The organism is Paenibacillus senegalimassiliensis (assembly GCF_001486585.1).
Taxonomy (GTDB): domain Bacteria; phylum Bacillota; class Bacilli; order Paenibacillales; family Paenibacillaceae; genus Fontibacillus; species Fontibacillus senegalimassiliensis.
Genome location: NZ_LN909046.1, coordinates 594639 through 613814, shown reverse-complemented (window position 1 = coordinate 613814; position 19176 = coordinate 594639). Strand labels below are relative to the sequence as shown.

Genomic DNA, 19176 nt, shown 5'->3' with positions numbered 1-19176 from the left:
TTCGCTCACCTCGCACCAGACTCCATGTGCTGGGCCCGCAATTGTCCGCAGGCTGCCGCAATATCATGGCCTTGCTCACGACGAATCGTCACGTTAATTCCTTGATCCGCCAATATGCGCTGAAATTGAAAAATATCATTGCGAGAAGTCCTTACGTACTTCCGCTCCGGAACATAGTTTACCGGAATCAGATTCACATGGCAAAGCATATCCTTGATCACACTCGCCAGTTCCTCTGCATGTTCCGGCTGGTCGTTGACTCCGCCAATCAAAGCGTACTCAAATGTAATTCTACGTCCGGTCTTCGCAATATAATAATGCAGCGACTCGATCACATCGTTGAACGGGAATCGCCGATTGACCGGCATCAACTTGGAACGAAGCGCATCATTCGGTGCGTGAATGGAGATAGCCAGATTAATCTGCGTCTCCTCATCCGCAAAGCGGTAGATGTTCGGAACGATACCACTGGTCGATACCGTAATATGCCGCTGTCCGATGTTCAGGCCCTTCTCATGAATCATGATTCGCAAAAATTTCATCGTTTCATCGTAGTTCTCGAACGGTTCCCCGGTGCCCATGATAACGATACTGCTGACCCGTTCACCTCTAGGATCGAGAATTTTCTGCGCCTGTACAACCTGAGCCACGATTTCTCCAGCCGTCAAATTGCGCTTCAGACCGCCCAACGTGGAGGCACAGAAGGTACAGCCTACTCTACAGCCCACCTGCGTTGTCACGCAAATGCTATTCCCGTAATTATGCTTCATGATGACCGTTTCAATCGCGTGATCATCATGTAGTCCAAACAGGAATTTCACCGTGCCGTCCTGGGATTCCAGCTTCGTGATCTCCTTGAGCATAACGAAGGAGAAATGCTCATCCAACTTTTGCCGAAGAGGCTTGGACAGGTTGGTCATTTCCTCGAAGGAAAAGACACGTTTGACGTAAAGCCAGTCAAAAATCTGGCCCCCGCGAAAGGCGGGCTCTCCCTGAAGAACAACCCACTCCTTCAACTCTTCCAACGTATAATCATATATAAAAGGTTTCATTTTACGCACCTGTCCTATCTTATTTTCATTTTTGCCAACTCATTCTTCCCATTTTAACATAAATAGCTATACTACTAAAGCATGTCTGGGTCAAGGGGCTCTTCAAGCCCGTTTAGCGCCTGCTTGCGGGTCATGTAGCCAACCCGTTCTCAGCCTGCAGCGACTCCCTCAATTGTTGAACGTCCAGCAGAGGCGGCTTCCCGAACATGCGGGCATACTCGCGACTGAATTGCGACGGACTCTCATAACCCACCCGAAAGGCTGCATCGGCAACCTGGGTTCCCTCGGCCAACAGCAAGCGTCTGGCCTCGTGCAAGCGAACCGATTTCTGATATTGCAGCGGACTAAATGTTGTAACCTGCTTAAAATGTTTGTGAAACGCTGATACGCTCATATTCACCATCTTTGCTAAATGCTCCACGGTCAGCAGTTGGTCATACTGACGATTTATGAAGCGAATCGCTTGAGCGATGTTGTAAGCATGGCTACCGCTGATGCCAAACTGTTCAAGGCTACCGGATGGCTGATCCTGCACGATGCGATATAGAATTTCACGTATAATAAGCGGTTCCAGCACAGGAATATCGCTTGGTGTATCCAGCAGACCCACAAGCCGGACGATGGCATTCAGCAACGCTGAAGAGGTTTGCTGTACCGCAAGGCCAGGATGGCTTTCCGTCCGCGATGCTTCCTCACGGGCCGCACCCAGCGAAGCCGCTTGCTCCACAATCTCCACAATTACTTCGGCATCAAAGCACAATTTCAGCCCCAAATACGGCGTTGCGGGCGAAGCCTCAACAATATTGCTGGCTACAGGCAACTGCACGGAGGTAATGAAGTACGCCGAGGAATCGTATCGATAGGACTGGCCCGCAAGTGTAGATAGCTTGGCTCCTTGTGCCACAATACATATCGAGGGCTTGTAGACCGTTTCGAAGGGGATCGACGGCTGGACTGCGTGCATTAATGACAAGGAAGGAATAGCCGTTTGAAACGTTCCCGCAACCGGGGCATGGCGGTACAACAGACGCGTCAATTGTTCTAACGCTTCAGTTCTTGCATGTGACCCATTCGCTACCTGATTCATCTGACCGGCTCCTTTTCAACCGAATTTACTCGTTGTTTTATTATAGAAGTGTGAAAGAGGATTAGGCAAGAACAGAAGATGAATGAGCTAACAGACAATCTTCCTCTCTGGTTATAATAATCTCACAAGGGCCGTGAAGACATACCCAAGCTTGGCCTTAATAATCGAAGCGGAGGAAAAGGACTATGCATGGAAAAGTAGCTATCATCACCGGAGCCTCACGAGGCATTGGAAGACAAACAGCCATTCAACTGGCCCAGGCGGGAGCCAAGGTCGTGATTAATTATTCAAGTCAGCGGGAAAAGGCAGAGGAAGTGGTGACAACCATCGTAAACAGCGGTGGCGAAGCCCTGGCCGTTCAGGCTGATCTCAGTCAAGTCAATCAGGTAGAGGCATTGTTCGCAGAGACCCTAAGCCGGTTCGGTCATGTCGATATTCTGATTAATAACGGCGGTATCATGAACAACTATCCTCTTGAAAATGTTACGGAAGAGATTTTTGACCGCCATTTTGCCATTAATGTGAAAGGGACCTATTTTGCTTGTCAGCAAGCTATGAAGCATATGGCACCGGGCGGGTCCATCGTGAATTTCTCCACCTCTGTATCCGGAGCCATGCTGCCGACCTACAGCGTCTACGCAGCCACAAAAGGAGCTGTCGAACAACTGACGCGGCAACTGGCGAAGGAATTCGGACCGAAGAACATTACAATTAACTGTATCGCCCCGGGTCAAGTAGCTACAGAGCTGTTCCTGACTGGAAAATCCCCGGAGCAAATCGAAGGATTTACGCGGATGAATGCCTTTGGTCGACTAGGTGAACCGGGAGATATAGCCAGCGCCATTGAACTGCTTGTCAGCGATAAGGCACGCTGGATTACAGGGCAAACCTTAAGAGTCAATGGTGGATTTAACTAAGGGAAGGTCGTACTAACAAAAATAGGCGAACCCAGGTCATCATAGACTTGGGCTCGCCTTCTTACATCTTGGCTTCAAATTGGCAGGTGTCAATTGCGATAAGGCTTCAAATCGGCTTTGCCTGACAGCCGTTTAAACAACTGATGCAGCAGAATCATGACGATGGTGACCGCAAGGCAGGACCAGAAGCTCATTGGAACCATCCAGATGCCCTTAAACAAAATGGTTGAATAGGCATAACCGCCAACTGCTGCCACATAGACCAATACCCCAAGAATGAACCAGGATTTAGTGCCAAATATAGAAGCCTTAAGAGCGTATAATATGACCAGGATGGCAATCGCTCCTACAGCAATAATGATCAGAAAAGGCACCAAGCTAATGCTTTCCATTTTCAGAGAAGGAATAAAATAAGCGAGAAATTGCACAATGGTATAGACTGCAAAAAGGCCTCCAAACAAGATGGTTGCATATCTCAATATTTCCAAAATCCAAGACTGCTTACTTTGATGGGGGATGTCGGCAATTAAGGCATCGCAATAGCCATGCAGATCGTCGCCAAAAACATCCTGTGCGGATTTTCCGTGCTGCTGAGCTTCGATCAGATGTTCCAGCAACTCCAGCAGGATGCTTTCCGTTGCATATTCAGAGCGAGCATTTAGCCGAATGTATATCATGGCGTCCTCATATACCTTCAGGTTTTCTTTATTCAGAAGTTCACGTCGCTCATTGTTACGCTTAGTCATTTCAATTGTGTTCATCGCGTTTCCTCCTTAAATAAGTGATGGCCTGAGACAACTGGGCCCAGCTTTCGTCAAATTGTTGCAAGGCCTCTTTTCCTTGCTGAGTAAGATGATAGTATTTGCGATCTGGCCCGGTTGCTGAAGGCTTCATGGTTCCCTCAATTAATTCGTTCTTCTGCATGCGTAACAGCAGTGGATATATACTACCTTCCTTCACCATGGTCAAGCCTGCTTCATGCAGCTTCTCACTTAATTCATACCCGTATACTTCCTTTTCGGAAATAATGGCAAGCATACAACCCTCAAGCAGCCCCTTCAACATCTGGCTCTGACTATCCAAGTCCTGATTCCCCTCTCTATATTGCAATGCAAGGTACTACCGTGAAATACTACATTGCATTACAAGTTAGATGATAATTGAAGTGTAGCATATACTACTTTGCAATGCAAGCTAGTGATAAAAAAAGCCAAGCCTGCCACAAACGGCACAGGCCCGGCCCTGTATCATGCTTAATTAGGCTTCTTGCGTAACCGCGCAATATAGAAGCCATCCGAATGAGCATCCTGAGGCAAAATTTGCAACCCGATGCTTCCACGCGCGGATGCCGCAACCAGCGGCTCAGTCTCCCAGCTAGCCGGCTTGTCTGTGGCCAATTCGAACTCGGGATGACGGTTTAAGAAGTTACTCACCATGTCCACATTTTCACGGGGCTCAATCGTACAGGTACTGTAAACCAACAGGCCCCCTGGCTTGAGCAAGTCTCCAGCCGTGTCGAGTATTGCGTGTTGAATACCAGCGATTTCAGCAATATCCCCAGCCGTCTTGGCCCATTTCAAATCCGGCTTGCGGCGAATCACACCAAGACCGGAGCAAGGGGCGTCCAGCAAGATGCGGTCAAAGGAATTCTGCTCGAAGCGCTCACCCAGCTTGGATGCGTCTCCGGTGGATAGATCAATATTGGTTAGTCCCAGACGATTCGCCTGATCCTCAACCAACTTCGCCTTGTGCGGGTGAATGTCGTTAGCCAGCACTCGGCCGCTGCCCTGCATCATCTCGGCGATATGACAGGTTTTCCCTCCAGGCGCTGCGCAACAATCCAGTACAGACATACCTGCCTCTGGATTTAGCGCCTCTGCTACGAGCATAGAGCTCTCATCCTGTACAGAAATCAGCCCCTCCCGATACCAAGTCGTAAGAGCCATATTGCCCCCGCCCTCCACTAAGATTCCATCTTGGGCAAGCTTGGATGGGACAGCCGACAATCCTTGTTCCTTCAGCAATCGCAACATATCATCGCGGCTGGTCTTCGCCCGGTTCACCCGAATACTGATGGAAGGAGGCTCATTATTGGCACGGCAAATTGCCTCGGTGGTTTGTTCTCCATACTGCTCCAGCCAGCGCGCCACCAGCCATTCCGGGTGTGAATGCTCCAGGGCAATGCGCTGAACAGAACTAAGTCCTTCCGGCAGCTTCAACTCCTCCTTACGGCGGAGGACGTTACGGAGCACCCCGTTAACCATACCCGAAATCCCCTGATGTCCACGCTTCTTCGCCAGGTTTACTGCCTCATTGACTACGGCGTGCGGGGGAATGCGATCCAGATAATAAAGCTGATAGAAGCTCAGCCGTAGCAAGTTGCGTACCCAAGGTGCCAATTTGGCCATTCCCTTGGTTACAAACGGTTCCAGCAAGAAATCTATCGTATTGAGCCGCTGAATCGTCCCGTAGACCAACTCTGTAGCCAGCCCCGCATCGGGCCCGGATAGCCCGGATTTCTGCAACGCCCCACCAAGCAACAAGTTGCTGTATGCGCCCTCTTGTTCCACAGCCGTCAGCACTTGCAGCGCTAAGCTTCGCGACGTGGTCTTGAGTGAACTTCGCCCGCCACCACTCATGACAGGACCATCCCTGGCTTCATGACGCCCCCGCGAATGAACTCTTCCGCTTCCATCGCCTTCTTGCCCGCAGGCTGAACCCGGGTCAACATTACGGAACCATCGCCAGTCTTCACTTCAATGCCTTGCGGGGAGAGGCTTAGCACGGTACCAGGAGCTTGTCCAGAAGCTTGGCCGTTAACGACAGCCGCTCCTTCCACCTTGCCTTGTTCTGCATCAGGCCTCGCAACCGCCCAGATCTTGAACACTTCGCCGTTCCAGGTCGTAAATCCACCAGCAAAGGGGACTAGACCCCTTACACGATCATAAATGGCACGTGAGCTGGCTGACCAGTCAATTCGCTCATCATCGCGCGACAGATTGGACGCATAAGTTGATTCCTCATCATTTTGCGCAATGCGGTCAGACGTGCCTTCCAAAATGGATGGCAGTTGTTCCAGCAACAACTTGGCCCCGGCCTCGCTCAGCTTCTCAAACAGCGTTCCCGAGGTATCCTCGTCTTCAATCGGAACAACGACTCTTGCGATCATATCGCCCGTGTCCAGCCCCTCAGCCATATACATCAAGGTGATGCCCGTTTCCTTCTCACCGTTAATGATGGCACGCTGGATAGGCGCACCTCCGCGATATTTGGGGAGTAAGGAACCATGCACGTTCAGGCAGCCGTACTTCGGAAGCTCAAGCACACCCTTCGGTAGAATCTGTCCATAGGCAGCCGTGACGATCAAATCGGGCTGCAAGGCAGCAACCTCTGCCACGGCCTCCGGTGCACGCATGCGCACCGGCTGCAGCACGGGAAGACCGTGTCGCAGCGCCGCCTCCTTCACGGGTGTTGGCGTCAGCACCTTCTTGCGCCCTTGCGGGCGGTCCGGCTGGGTAACCACGCCCACGATGTTGTAACCTGCGCTAAGCAGCCCTTCCAATGAAGGCACCGCAAACGCCGGTGTTCCCATAAATACTATATTCATCGTGCGCCGTCACTCCTTCTCTTCGCCCTCAGGGGTAATTTCGTACACGCGCTCCGCTATGTCCGTGTACAACACGCCATTCAGATGATCGATCTCATGCTGAAATGCCCGAGCCAGCAAGTCCGAGCCGGTGTAGGTCACTTCCTTACCGTTGCGATCAAGTCCCTTCACCGTCACAGTCAGCGCTCGCCGAACTTCACCACGATATCCCGGGATGCTCAGGCAACCTTCGGAGCCGAATTGCTCTCCTTCAACCGATACAATCTCGGGATTAATCAACTCAATCAACCCATGCTCGTCGCCCACATCCACCACGATGACCCGCTTCAGAATACCGATTTGTGGCGCGGCCAGACCCACGCCCTCGGCGTCATACATCGTATCTGCCATATCCGTGAGCAGCTTCTGCACGTTGGGGGTTATTTTCTTGACTTCCTTGGCAACCTGATGCAATACCTCATCCGGTTCCTTGACAATAATGCGTATGGCCATGATGGCACTTCCTTTCCGTGATCGCCTTGCTTCTTTAGATATATATGTTATGCAATTCAAAATGGTTTGTTATCACTGTACGTTACATCAGCATTTGCGGATCAACATCAATGCTAATCTGCAAAGTCGCATCCTTCAACTGTTCCAGCGTGGCCGAAGCGACCTCCCGCACAAGCTTCACCGCATCCAAATCACCGCGATACTTCACCATGCACTGGAACCGATAACGGTTCTTGATTCGCGGAATAGGCGAGGCGACCGGACCCAAAATATCCAGAGCAGCCGCAGCAAAACGATCAAGGCTCCCGAACCAGCCTTGACGCTGGGCCTTGGCACGCAGGTCCCCGGTGAAATTCTCGGCCATCCGCAGCAGCAACGGCAGCTTCTCATGGGACAGCGTAACCAGTATTAAGCGACTGTAAGGCGGATAGTGCAGCGCCTTGCGATGCTTCAACTCATCGCGTACAAAGGCAAGATAATCATGGCCACTTGCATGGATAATTGAATAATGATCCGGGATATAAGACTGAATGAACACTTCCCCCGGCAATAAATGGCGACCTGCTCGCCCAGCCACCTGCGTCAACAATTGGAACGTCTTCTCGGCTGAGCGGAAGTCAGGAAAGTTCAGCGCAGTATCGGCGGCAATCACGCCCACAAGCGTCACATCCGGGAAGTCCAGGCCTTTGGCTACCATTTGCGTTCCCAACAGCACATCTCCCTTCTTCTCCCGGAATGCTTGCAGCAGCTTCTCATGCGAGCCCTTCTCGCTGGTCGTATCAACATCCATACGTATAACGCGGATGCCGGGGAACAGCTTCGCCAGTTCGTCCTCTACGCGCTGAGTGCCCGTGCCGAAGTAACGGATGTGCTCGCTTCCGCACTCCGGGCAGACCGCCGGAGCGGTCTCGGCGTAACCGCAGTAATGGCAACGCAAATTATTGGATTTCTGATGATAAGTCAGGGAAATATCACAATCCGGGCAACCCGCCACATAGCCGCAGCTACGACACATGACAAAGGTTGAATATCCGCGTCGGTTGAGAAACAACACTGTCTGCTCCCCACGCTCCAGCCGTGCAGCGATACCTGCATGCAAGGGGCGGCTGAACATGGAGTGATTCCCTTCCTTCAGCTCCTCGCGCATATCCACGATATGTACGACGGGCAGCTTGCTGCCAGAGGGACGTTGCTTCATCTCCAGCAGAATCGGCGCATACTCGCCAAGGTCCCCACCTGCCGAACGTGCGGCATGATAGCTCTCCAGCGACGGGGTGGCAGAACCAAGAATCACGGCAGCTCCATGTTGCCGCGCCCTGCGGACAGCTACATCGCGAGCATGATATTTAGGCGTTTCCTCCTGCTTATAGGAGGTCTCATGCTCTTCGTCCATCACAATGAGGCCCAGTTGCTTGAACGGAGCGAAGATGGCAGAACGCGCCCCAATGGCTACCTCCACCCGTCCCTCGCGAATTTTGCGCCATTCATCATAGCGCTCCCCACCCGACAAGCGGCTGTGCATCACGGCAACCTTGCCGCCAAAGCGGCCTTTGAACCGTTCGACCATTTGCGGGGTCAAGGAAATCTCCGGTACGAGCACAATCGCCTGCCTGCCTAAGGAAATACATCGCTCGATCGTCTGCAGATAGACCTCAGTTTTGCCGCTGCCAGTAACACCATGCAGCAGGAAGACTTCATGCTGACGAGCGTCCAGCGCCTGAACCAGTTGATGATACACCACCTCTTGCTCTGGTGTGCGCGTCAAGGGCTCACTGCTCTGGAAGCGCCGTCCTGCATAAGGGTCCCGGAATACCTCCACGTCCTCAACATGAACGTAGCCCTTCTCCACCAACTTCTTGACGGTTCCTGCAGTCACCTGCAAGGTCGACAGAACCTCCTGCAAGGATAAGGTCATCCCGGCTTCCAACAGGAACTGAAGCACCTCTTTCTGCCGACGTGCTTGCCCGGAGAAGGAGGCCAGCGCATCCTGTGCATCCTGACCACGCACAGCAGCCGTTACACTTTTTACCGTTTTCTTACGGACTTTATCCTTAATCGCCTGACTCTCCGTCAATACGCCGCGGCTCAGCATGTCTTTGATTAAATCCCCGGACCCCGGATACCGGCTCCCAAGTGAAGTCATCGTCACCTCGCCGGAGGTGGCAATATAACGAATAATCGCCTCTTCCTCTGCGGTGAGCAGCGAAGGCGGGGCCATCCAGGAATTGTCCGCCACCATATCACTCTGCCCGACTGCCTCCTGCTGCGCTTCCACAGCAGAGATCGCAGCAACGCGGATATAACGTTCGGCCTTTCCTTTCAGAGCAGCAGGTATCATGGCTTGCAGCACCTTGATCATGCTGCAGGCATACCTGTGGCTCATCCATTCCGCCAAGGCTACCAGGTCCGGCGGCAAGGGTGGTACCATGTCCAGCAGTTCCTGAATGGGCTTCATCCGGGTGCTGTCCATTTCAAAATGTTCATGCAGGGATACAACAAAGCCCTGTACCGTGCGGCGACCGAACGGAACACCCACCCGACTGCCAACCTCGATCCATCCCGCGATGGAATCTGGAATTAAATAGTCAAAAGGCCGGTCGGTTTCCCGGCTCGGCACATCGACAATCACTTTGGCCATTCTATAAGTCATCGGCTCGTTCCCGCCACCCTGGAAGCAGCCATCTCCATAATACGAAGGGCCACTTCTTCTTTGGCCAGTCGGGGCAGAGACTCTACCAGACCGGAAGCATCATAAATATTTACGATGTTGGTCTCTGTGCCGAATCCCGCCCCCTGCACTGTTACATCGTTGGCAACGAGAAAATCGCAATTTTTACGCTTCAGCTTGTCCATAGCATGCTGCTCTATGTTTTCTGTTTCGGCAGCAAACCCGATCAGAAATTGGGAAGTCTTCTGCTTGCCTAGCGTTTCCAAAATATCGATATTTTTCACCAGTTCAAGCACCAGCGAATCCCCGGTTTTCTTGATCTTATGTGTCGCGGTCTCCTTAGGACGGTAGTCTGCTACCGCAGCAGCCTTCACCATGATGTCCGTATCTGCCCACAAGGCTTGTACCGCCTCATACATCTCTTGCGCTGACGATACGCGAATCAAGGGAATTCCAGCAGGCGGCTTGGCCTGGGTATTCCCCGCGATCAGCGTGACCTCCGCGCCTAGCCGCTTGGCAGCTCTGGCGAGGGCGAAGCCCATCTTCCCGGAAGAATCATTGGTGATGTAACGAACCGGATCGATCCGCTCCACCGTGCCTCCGGCCGTTATCACTACCCGCTTCCCAGAGAGTGGCTGTTTGTCCAAGGCTGCTTCCCGAATAAAATACTCATCTACGACCCGTACCAACGTTTCCGGTTCTTCCATTCGTCCTTTGCCTGTGTAACCACAAGCCAGCAGCCCTTCTCCGGGCTCAATCATCATAACCCCGCGCGACACTAGCTCCTCCAGATTTCGTCTTACTGCCGGATGCTCGTACATATGCACATTCATCGCTGGCGCTACCATAATGTGCGCCTGCGTAGCCAGCAGCGTTGTCGAGAGCATATCGTCGGCAATGCCCGCAGCCATCTTACCGATGATATTTGCTGTCGCTGGCGCTACCAGAACCAGATCAGCCCAATCAGCCAGACTAATATGGGCAATGGAATTGGCATGTTTCTCATCGAATGTGTCGGTATAGACCACATTTTTGGACAAAGCTTGCAACGTCAGCTCCGTAATAAATTGAGTGGCCGATGAGGTCATAATAACCTTGACCTCTGCCCCTTCCTTCACCAGCTTGCTGCACAAGGAAGCTGCTTTGAACGCTGCAATACCGCCGGTAACGCCCAGAAGAATTTTCTTGCCGGTTAACATCGCTACCCCTCGCTTTCCGAACAGAAAAAAAATAACAACCTCGCGGTTGTCTTGAAATAAACGTCTATCGACGCCCCCCCTAAGGGGACAGACCGCGTATGCGGCAGTTGCTTCTTTGCAATATCAGAAGGCCTTCGCCCGGTTCAGATGATCGCCTTCTGATGATTCACAAAAAATAGAGCCGTAAATCCTACTTCTCGTTCTCGGGAGCCGGCTCCCCATCCAATTTCAGCTTGACGTAGTCCCCATAAATTTCTTCCAGTGCCACGCCAACCTGCTTAAACGATCTTGGCTGCTTGAGCTCACTTCTCTCGCCTTCGCGAAGTTGTCTTGCACGCCGTGAGGCAGCTACAACCAGAGAATATTTACTTCCTACCTTGCCAAGCATTTTATCAATTGATGGATACAACATCTTCACATACACCTCTTCTTCATTTGGTCATCGCCGAGGGTGAGCTATCACACGACTTTCTTATCTTGCAATGCTCAGCAACGATGATAGATTGAATTCTTTGGCAGGCCAGGTCGATTTCATCATTAACAACGGCATAATCATAATTCTCCATCAACCCGATTTCATGAGCCGCCACCGTCATTCGATGATCAATCGTCGCTTGGTTCTCCGTTCCCCGCCCTTGAATGCGTCCCTTCAGCTCGTCAAGCGACGGCGGGAGCAGAAATACGAAGACGCCCTCAGGGAATTTCTCCTTGACCTTCAGCGCGCCCTGAACCTCAATTTCCAAAATAATGTCCTGACCACCGGCAATCGTCTCTTCTACAAAATCACGAGGTGTTCCGTAGAAGTTGCCGACATACTCAGCATGCTCCAGAAGCTGATCCTTGTCGATCATATTCAGGAACTGCTCACGGCTCTTGAAAAAATAATTCACCCCGTTCACTTCACCCAAACGAGGTTGCCGTGTGGTCGCAGAGACCGAATAAATCAGTTCAGGCATTCGCTTGCGTAGCTCGGCGCATACCGTTCCTTTTCCAACGCCTGACGGCCCGGACAATACAATAAGTAACCCTTTTGCCATTGTTCTCTCCATTTTATTCGTCGTTGTCTTCGTCTTTGGTGGACAATCGATGAGCTACTGTCTCCGGCTGCACCGCCGACAAAATAACATGGTCGCTGTCCGTAATAATTACGGCACGCGTCCGTCTACCATATGTAGCATCAATCAGCATATGGCGATCACGCGCCTCTTGAATAATACGTTTGATCGGCGCAGATTCGGGGCTTACAATTGAAATGATACGGTTGGCCGATACGATATTTCCGAAGCCAATGTTAATAAGTTTGATTGCCATATTAAGGTAGTTCCCCCTATTTGATTTGACTCACCTTGCGTCCTTGTGCGGGCCTTATTCCAGGTTCGCCGCTTGCTCGCGAATCTTCTCCAACTCAGCCTTCATCTCGACGACAAGGTTGACTAGAGCCAAATGATTGGCTTTAGATCCAATGGTATTGGTCTCCCGGTTCATTTCCTGTATGAGAAAATCCAGCTTGCGCCCTACCGGTTCAACAGATTGCAGCAGACTATGGCATTGCTCCAGATGGCTCCGCAATCGAATCAATTCCTCATCAATATTGGAACGATCAGCAAATACGGCAACCTCCATAGCAAAGCGCTGCTCGTCAAAGCTACCCTCCACAAGTTCCGCAAGTCTGCTCCTCAGCCGGCTTCTGTACTCGTTCACGACCTCGGGAGCTAGCCGAACCAGTTCAGCTTGAATCGCTTCAAGCCGCTGCAAACGCTGCTCCAGATCAGCAACCAGATGCCGTCCTTCGCGCTCTCGCATCCCAAGCAATCCGCTTACGGCTTCCTCCAGACCTTCCGACAATACCCGCTCCCACTCCGTATCCGCATCTTCTTCAGAAGAAGGCGGCTCAGGAGCCGTGAGTACGTCAGGAAGAGACAACAAGTCCTTGACGGATACAGCAGCGTCAATGCCGTAAAGTTCGCTAAGTTCCTCGGCAGCCCGCAGGTAAGCTTCTGCCACTGTGCGGTTTAGTACAAGCGGCAGTGCACTCGATTCTTCATGTTCTTTGCTAATGAAGACATCAATACGCCCTCGCTTGATGCGAGTCTGCACCAAACGACGCAATGAATCCTCATAGCACGTCCACTCGCGCGGCAGCCGCAGAACAACTTCGGCATACCGATGGTTGACAGATTTTATCTCAAATTGCACGGCATAACCGCCATAAGATCTGGTGGCTCCGCCGTAGCCTGTCATACTGTGCGACACAAGCATCACATCCGTTATCCTATTGTAATTGATTATGTGAAGCGAGACAAGTGGGACGAGCTTCGTTTCGCCTTCTCTCCAACATAATTTGTCAGAGCCACATTCATTTCATAGAACATGAATGGCGTCATTAAATAAATTCCATTAAAATGCTCCATCGCCGTATCCAGCAACTCTTTGGCAATTTCTACCCCCATCGCCCGACCTGCCTCGCCCTGTAACCCGTCCATTCTGGCCCGAACCTCTTCGGAGAGCTGGATTCCCGGCACTTCATTATGCAAATATTCCGCGTTCTTGCCACTCGCCAGCGGCATAATGCCTATAAAGATTGGTATCTCCAGATGGGCTGTTGCCTGCTTGATCGCTACGATCAGTTCCGGATCGTAAACCGGCTGGGTCATAATGTAGTCCGCTCCAGAAGCAATTTTCTTCTCCAACCGCTCAACCGCCTTATTCAGATGTTTAACATTCGGATTAAATGCCGCGCCAACCACAAACTTCGCCTTCTGCTTCAACGGCTTACCGGAGAAGGATACCCCGGTATTCAACTGCTTGATCATCCGGATAATCTCAAATGAAGTCAAATCATAAACAGAACTTGCTCCGGGCAAATCGCCAAATCTGGCAGGGTCACCAGTGACGGCCAGGACATGATCGATGCCAAGCGCATCGAAGCCCATCATATGAGACTGAGTCCCGATCAGATTGCGATCCCGACAAGCAATGTGAATCAGCGGACGCAAGCCAAGCTCCGACTGCACAAGATGACCTAGCGCCATATTACTCATACGCGTGACGGCCAGGGAGTTATCTGCCAGTGTCAATGCGTCTACTCCGGCCTGCTTCAAGGCCGCCGCACCTTCCATGAACTTGCGGATATCGAGATCCCGCGGCGGGTCCAATTCAACAATAACCGTATGTCGCTCCTTCACGAGCTCCGTCAGGCTAGGCGGAGCCGTATGACCACCAGTTCCTTCTCCCTTGTCCCTTTCCCGGACTTCCGGAGCCCGAAGCGAAATACTTACAGAACCGCGCGGTTCCGGCAGCATTCGTTCATGAGCCAGCGGCGGCACATCCACATGCGCAAGGGCCCGAACAGTGGCAGCAATATGCTCCGGCGTGGTGCCGCAGCAGCCACCAATTAATCTGGCTCCCAGGTCAACGAACGACCCAGCACATTCGCCAAAATATTCAGGAGTGGCTCCATATACATACTCCCCATCCACATAATCCGCCAAACCTGCGTTTGGAAAAACAGACATCGGCACATCAAGTGGACCGTGCAAATCCTCCATTACGCCCATAATGCCCTTAGGTCCGGAATGGCAGTTGAAGCCCAGCATATCCGCTCCCTCTTGCAGCAAAGCGCTGAAGGATTCAGGCATAGTGAAGCCATCTAGTGTCCGGCCAACCTGGTCCACAGCAAATTGGCAGATGGTTGGAATATCACTAAGCTTGCGGGCCTGTGCCAGTGCAATTCGCAACTCCCGCAAATCGTAGAAAGTCTCGAATAGTAGCGCGTCCACACCTTCCGTAAGTAGCGCGGCAATCTGCCGTTCGAAATAGTCCTCAAGTTCACGCGAGCTGACATTCACCCGCTTGCCGCCACGAATAGAACCGACGGCACCGGCCACATAAGCGTCTTCTCCCGCCGCCTGCTTGGCAATACGGACTGCAGCGCGGTTGATCTCCTCCATCTTGGACTCCAGCCCAAATTTGGATAATTTATAATAATTGGCCGAGAATGTATTGGTCTCCAGTAGCTTCGCTCCTGCTTCTATATAACGGCGATGCACATCACCAATTACATCCGGACGCAATAAATTAAATTCTTCATAGGAAATGCCGACCGGAAATCCCAAATGGTATAAATAAGTTCCCATCGCCCCGTCACCAACAATGACTTCCTGCTTCCAAGCCGTGCGCAAATCCTGCTTCATCAAAGATACCCTCCCGCCTGCCTCTAATGTCCCTTACTGCCCGTCAATCACCCGCAGCAAGTCATTTCGCTAGTAGATTATCGTACTAATGTATCATAAATCCATCAGATTGATAAGATATCTGTTCTGATAATAATCTGGCAACAACAAAGAGCCGGATGTCCCCGTAACGGAACACCCGACTCTGCCCAAATGATTAACCTGCTATCAGATATGAACTTCTCCTTCATATACCGCCGCTGCTGGCCCGGTCATGTAGACATGATTATCGCGTTCATCCCATTCGATGAACAGGTCTCCGCCCTTGAGGCCCACCCAGGCAGCCCGGTCTGTCAGCCCATTCAGCACTGAGGAGACGAGCGTAGCACAAGCGCCCGTACCGCAAGCAAGTGTAGGGCCGGCCCCCCGCTCCCATACCCGCATCTCTATACGAGACCGGCTGGAGACTGTAGCGAATTCCACATTGATTTTCCGCGGAAAATAGGGATGCACCTCCAGCTTCGGTCCCCAAGTCGTAAGTGGGAAGCTTGGGGCATCCTCAACGTTGATCACGCAGTGTGGATTGCCCATGGAGACCGCTGTGAACTCAAATTCCTCATCTTCCACGACAATTTGCTGACCGAGTACAGGATTGCCTTCGATCGTGGTCGGCACGGCTAATCCATCCAGGACAGGTTCCCCCATATCAACCCTCACTGTCTTGACAATACCGTCCTCCACCTGCAAGGTTACCTGTTGAACCCCCGCTCCCAGCGTCTCAATCGTCACGCTCTCTCTGTCGATCAAGCCACGGTCATACACGTACTTGGACACGCAGCGTATAGCATTGCCACACTGTTCGGCTTCCGTACCATCCGAATTGATGATTCGCATCTTGAAATCTGCTCGCTCCGAAGGGAGAATGAACACCAGTCCATCTCCGCCTACCCCAAAATAACGGTCACACCAGGTTATCGCTAGCTCGGATACGTTCTCCGGCAGTTCTTGATGCCCTTCAAATACGAGAAAGTCATTACCTAATCCATGCATCTTAGTAAATTTCATCTTAATCCACTCCTGCATCGTCAGTATATATCAAGGGAGAGCATCCCCCTCAGCAAAGCTTGCCTATGGGGTAAGTCTATATTTTGCAGGAGTGAAAGGGTATTGATTTTATGCACGAATATTTGTACTTTTCGCGGTGATCAACGGACGTGATCCCTTAGAACCACGCCGCTTGCCAGACCACACGCTGCCTGCCCCCATCAGGAAGGTAGGGATGCCTGCAGCTACCAGCGTCAGCGCCCATTCCCGTGTACCTAGGGGTACCGTTTTGAAGATTGGCTGGAGCGGCTCCACATAAATGACCGCTAGCAGCAGGGCAACCGAGGAGAGAACAGCCCCCACCAAATATTTATTTTGCAAAATATTGCGGTGAAAGATCGATCTTGAGCTACGGCAGTCAAATACATGGATAAGCTGAGCTATAACCAAAGTTGCGAAGGCTACGGACTGGGCCTTGATCAACTGATTTGCATCATTTGGAGCCACTTGCAGCGTAAACCAGAAGGCTCCCAGCGTACATAGACCAATCAAGACGCCGCGGCTGATAATCTTCCATCCCAAGCGACGGGCAAATATATTCTCTCTGGCTCCCCGCGGCTTATGCTCCATCAAATCTTTCTCAGGTTGATCAACGCCGAGCGCCATCGCAGGCAGACCATCGGTTACCAGGTTAACCCAGAGAATTTGAATCGGCAGCAGGGGTAAGGGCAAGCCGGCCAACATGGCGAAGAACATCGTCAAGATCTCCCCTACATTGGAGGCCAGCAAATAACGGATAAACTTGCGAATATTCTCGTAAATGTTGCGACCTTCTTCAATGGCCGCCACAATAGACGTAAAGTTATCATCGCTCAAAATCAAGGAGGAAGCCTCCTTGGAGACATCGGTCCCCGTCATGCCCATAGCGATACCAATATCGGCGGCTTTGATAGCCGGAGCGTCGTTCACGCCATCCCCGGTCATCGCGACGACATGCCCGTTCCGCTGCAGTGCCTTGACAATCCGCAATTTATGCTCGGGAGAGACCCGTGAGTAGACATAAGTATTCTCCACTTGCTTCTCTAATTCCTCATCATCCAGGATCTCCAATTGTTGTCCCGACATTGACGTCCCGCCGCGTGGCAAAATGCCAAGATCGGCAGCGATCGCCTCTGCGGTCAGTCCGTGATCCCCGGTAATCATCACCGTCCGAATACCCGCGCGGCGACAAACAGCGATGGCTTCACGTGCTTCACGGCGGGGAGGATCAATCATGCCGGCTAATCCAACAAATATCAGTTGTGACTCTACTGCGTTCTCGTGAACTCCTTCTTCGTGCGGCTTCAAATCACGGTAAGCCATACCTAGCACCCGTAGCGCACCGCGAGCCATCTTCTCGTTAGCGGCCTGCACTTTCTGTCTTAGCGTACCCGTGAGAGGTACAATTTTACCTTCCCATGAAATGTAAGAGCAACGCTCTAACAACATATCGGGAGCTCCCTTAACGAGTGCCATCTTTCCCCCTTGATGGGACACGATGACAGACATCCGTTTACGCCGCGAATCGAACGGGAACTCCTGCTCCCGCACGTAGATGCCATTCAAGGAGGAGGGGGATAGTCCCATCTTGGAGGCCAGTGTCACTAGAGCCCCTTCTGTTGGATCTCCCTTAAGCTTCCAGGCAGGGGAAGTGAGCGGCTCTTCCTTCGCTTTGCGCCGTCCCCGCATGTCCGAATCCTCTTCATAGATCGCCGCGTTCCCGCAAAGAGCGCTCACTTGCAGCAGACGACGTAGCCCCTGCTCCTTGCGCAAGTCCACAGGGGCTTTCTGATGCAAAATATTGCCGACAGGCTCATATCCTTCACCTGTCACCTCCAGCATCCGACCTTCCAGCCAGAGCTTTGTCACGGTCATTTTGTTTTGCGTTAATGTCCCGGTCTTATCCGAGCAAATAATTGAAGCACAACCTAGCGTCTCCACCGACGGCAGCTTGCGGACGATCGCCTTGCGTTTGATCATGCGCTGCACGCCGAGGGCTAATGCAATTGTTACTATAGCAGGCAGGCCTTCCGGAATAGCAGCCACCGCCAGGCTTACACCCGCGAAGAACATCGCACTGGCCGGCTGCCCTTGGATGATTCCCAAGACGACCACAATCACTGTAAGTGCAAGTGCCGTGTAGATCAGAATTTTGCCCAGTTGTTCCAGCCGCCGCTGTAACGGAGTCTCCTGAACCTCCGTATTCTGAATGAGATCGGCGATTTTGCCCATCTCGGTATCCATCCCCGTGCGTATGACCAACCCTCGGCCCGTGCCTCGCGTAATCATCGTCCCCATGAAGCCCAAGTTCTTCTGGTCCCCCAGCGGAACATCGGTTGCCATAATCACTCCTGCATGCTTGCCTACCGGATGGGATTCACCGGTTAATGCAGATTCCTCTACATCCAGGCTATTGGTCGATAGCCAGCGGATGTCTGCCGGAATTCGGTCCCCACTCTCCAGAAGGACAATGTCCCCGGGAACCAGCTCTTTAGCCAGAATATTTTTGGAGACACCTTGACGTAATACATTAGCATGTGGTGCGGAAAGTTCCTTAAGTGCACGTAAAGATCGCTCCGCGCGAAATTCCTGAATAAATCCAAGCACCCCGTTCAGAAGAATGATCGCAATGATCGTGATGGCATCCAGATATTCCCCAAGAATGCCGGAAATGAGCGTAGCGCCCATTAATACCAGCATCATAAAATCCTTAAACTGATTCAGAAACAACAGGATCGGGGAGATACGTTCCCCTTCCTGCAATTCGTTCCAGCCGGATTCCTCGCGTCTTCGCCCCGCTTCTTCATCGGTCAGACCCTGTCCAAGGGCAACGCTGAAGTGCTCCATAAGCGCGTCGCTGCTCCACTGGTGCCAGTTCTTTTGTTCCATCCTCCCTCTT

At 52.0% G+C, this 19176-nt stretch carries 17 protein-coding genes; 1 reads left to right on the top strand and 16 read right to left on the bottom strand.

Annotation, left to right across the window (positions count from 1 at the left end; all coding sequences use genetic code 11):
* Positions 1–5 precede the first annotated feature (5 nt).
* Positions 6–1052 (bottom strand): dual-specificity RNA methyltransferase RlmN, encoded by a 1047-nt coding sequence (gene rlmN, locus BN3279_RS16820; protein WP_059052313.1) that lies wholly within the window; start codon positions 1050–1052, stop codon positions 6–8.
* 130 nt (positions 1053–1182) lie between these two features.
* The gene (locus tag BN3279_RS16815) at positions 1183–2139 is read right to left on the bottom strand and encodes an AraC family transcriptional regulator (RefSeq protein WP_059052312.1); all 957 of its coding nucleotides are present in this window, start codon (positions 2137–2139) and stop codon (positions 1183–1185) included.
* Positions 2140–2324: 185 nt separating this feature from the next.
* On the opposite strand from BN3279_RS16815, the gene BN3279_RS16810 reads away from it, so the two are divergent.
* Positions 2325–3056, top strand: coding sequence for an SDR family oxidoreductase (locus BN3279_RS16810; RefSeq protein WP_059052311.1), 732 nt, complete (start codon positions 2325–2327; stop codon positions 3054–3056).
* An 89-nt stretch (positions 3057–3145) separates the two neighbouring features.
* Here BN3279_RS16810 and BN3279_RS16805 read toward each other — a convergent pair whose 3' ends face one another.
* From BN3279_RS16805 to BN3279_RS16740, 14 genes are all read right to left on the bottom strand, one after another.
* A complete protein-coding gene (locus BN3279_RS16805) occupies positions 3146–3817 on the bottom strand; it encodes a DUF1048 domain-containing protein (protein WP_059052310.1) in 672 nt (223 codons plus the stop codon).
* Positions 3804–4121 carry a PadR family transcriptional regulator gene (locus tag BN3279_RS16800; protein WP_059054499.1) on the bottom strand — a complete coding sequence of 106 codons (318 nt, stop codon included), beginning with the start codon at positions 4119–4121 and terminating at the stop codon, positions 3804–3806. The genes BN3279_RS16805 and BN3279_RS16800 overlap by 14 nt, the downstream gene beginning before the upstream one ends.
* A gap of 188 nt (positions 4122–4309) precedes the next feature.
* A complete protein-coding gene (rsmB, locus tag BN3279_RS16795; protein ID WP_082673109.1) occupies positions 4310–5695 on the bottom strand; it encodes a 16S rRNA (cytosine(967)-C(5))-methyltransferase RsmB in 1386 nt (461 codons plus the stop codon).
* A complete protein-coding gene (gene fmt / locus BN3279_RS16790) occupies positions 5692–6663 on the bottom strand; it encodes a methionyl-tRNA formyltransferase (protein ID WP_059052309.1) in 972 nt (323 codons plus the stop codon). The genes rsmB and fmt overlap by 4 nt, the downstream gene beginning before the upstream one ends.
* A gap of 9 nt (positions 6664–6672) precedes the next feature.
* Positions 6673–7155 carry a peptide deformylase gene (gene def, locus BN3279_RS16785; RefSeq protein WP_059052308.1) on the bottom strand — a complete coding sequence of 161 codons (483 nt, stop codon included), beginning with the start codon at positions 7153–7155 and terminating at the stop codon, positions 6673–6675.
* 82 nt (positions 7156–7237) lie between these two features.
* Entirely contained in the window at positions 7238–9805 is a 2568-nt protein-coding gene (gene priA, locus BN3279_RS16780; protein ID WP_059052307.1) for a primosomal protein N', read from the bottom strand.
* A complete protein-coding gene (gene coaBC / locus BN3279_RS16775) occupies positions 9802–11022 on the bottom strand; it encodes a bifunctional phosphopantothenoylcysteine decarboxylase/phosphopantothenate--cysteine ligase CoaBC (RefSeq protein WP_059052306.1) in 1221 nt (406 codons plus the stop codon). Before coaBC ends, priA begins: the two co-directional genes overlap by 4 nt.
* Positions 11023–11212: 190 nt before the next feature.
* Complete coding sequence (rpoZ, locus tag BN3279_RS16770; RefSeq protein ID WP_059052305.1) at positions 11213–11434, bottom strand: DNA-directed RNA polymerase subunit omega; 222 nt, start codon at positions 11432–11434, stop codon at positions 11213–11215.
* Positions 11435–11453: 19 nt separating this feature from the next.
* A complete protein-coding gene (gene gmk / locus BN3279_RS16765) occupies positions 11454–12059 on the bottom strand; it encodes a guanylate kinase (protein ID WP_059052304.1) in 606 nt (201 codons plus the stop codon).
* Between the two features lie 13 nt (positions 12060–12072).
* Complete coding sequence (gene remA / locus BN3279_RS16760; protein ID WP_018751582.1) at positions 12073–12333, bottom strand: extracellular matrix/biofilm regulator RemA; 261 nt, start codon at positions 12331–12333, stop codon at positions 12073–12075.
* Between the two features lie 54 nt (positions 12334–12387).
* The gene (locus tag BN3279_RS16755) at positions 12388–13275 is read right to left on the bottom strand and encodes a YicC/YloC family endoribonuclease (protein WP_059054496.1); all 888 of its coding nucleotides are present in this window, start codon (positions 13273–13275) and stop codon (positions 12388–12390) included.
* A 32-nt stretch (positions 13276–13307) separates the two neighbouring features.
* Entirely contained in the window at positions 13308–15215 is a 1908-nt protein-coding gene (locus BN3279_RS16750) for a bifunctional homocysteine S-methyltransferase/methylenetetrahydrofolate reductase (RefSeq protein WP_059052303.1), read from the bottom strand.
* Between the two features lie 207 nt (positions 15216–15422).
* The gene (dapF, locus tag BN3279_RS16745) at positions 15423–16259 is read right to left on the bottom strand and encodes a diaminopimelate epimerase (RefSeq protein ID WP_059052302.1); all 837 of its coding nucleotides are present in this window, start codon (positions 16257–16259) and stop codon (positions 15423–15425) included.
* Between the two features lie 108 nt (positions 16260–16367).
* Positions 16368–19166 carry a calcium-translocating P-type ATPase, SERCA-type gene (locus tag BN3279_RS16740; protein WP_059052301.1) on the bottom strand — a complete coding sequence of 933 codons (2799 nt, stop codon included), beginning with the start codon at positions 19164–19166 and terminating at the stop codon, positions 16368–16370.
* Positions 19167–19176: the final 10 nt, after the last annotated feature.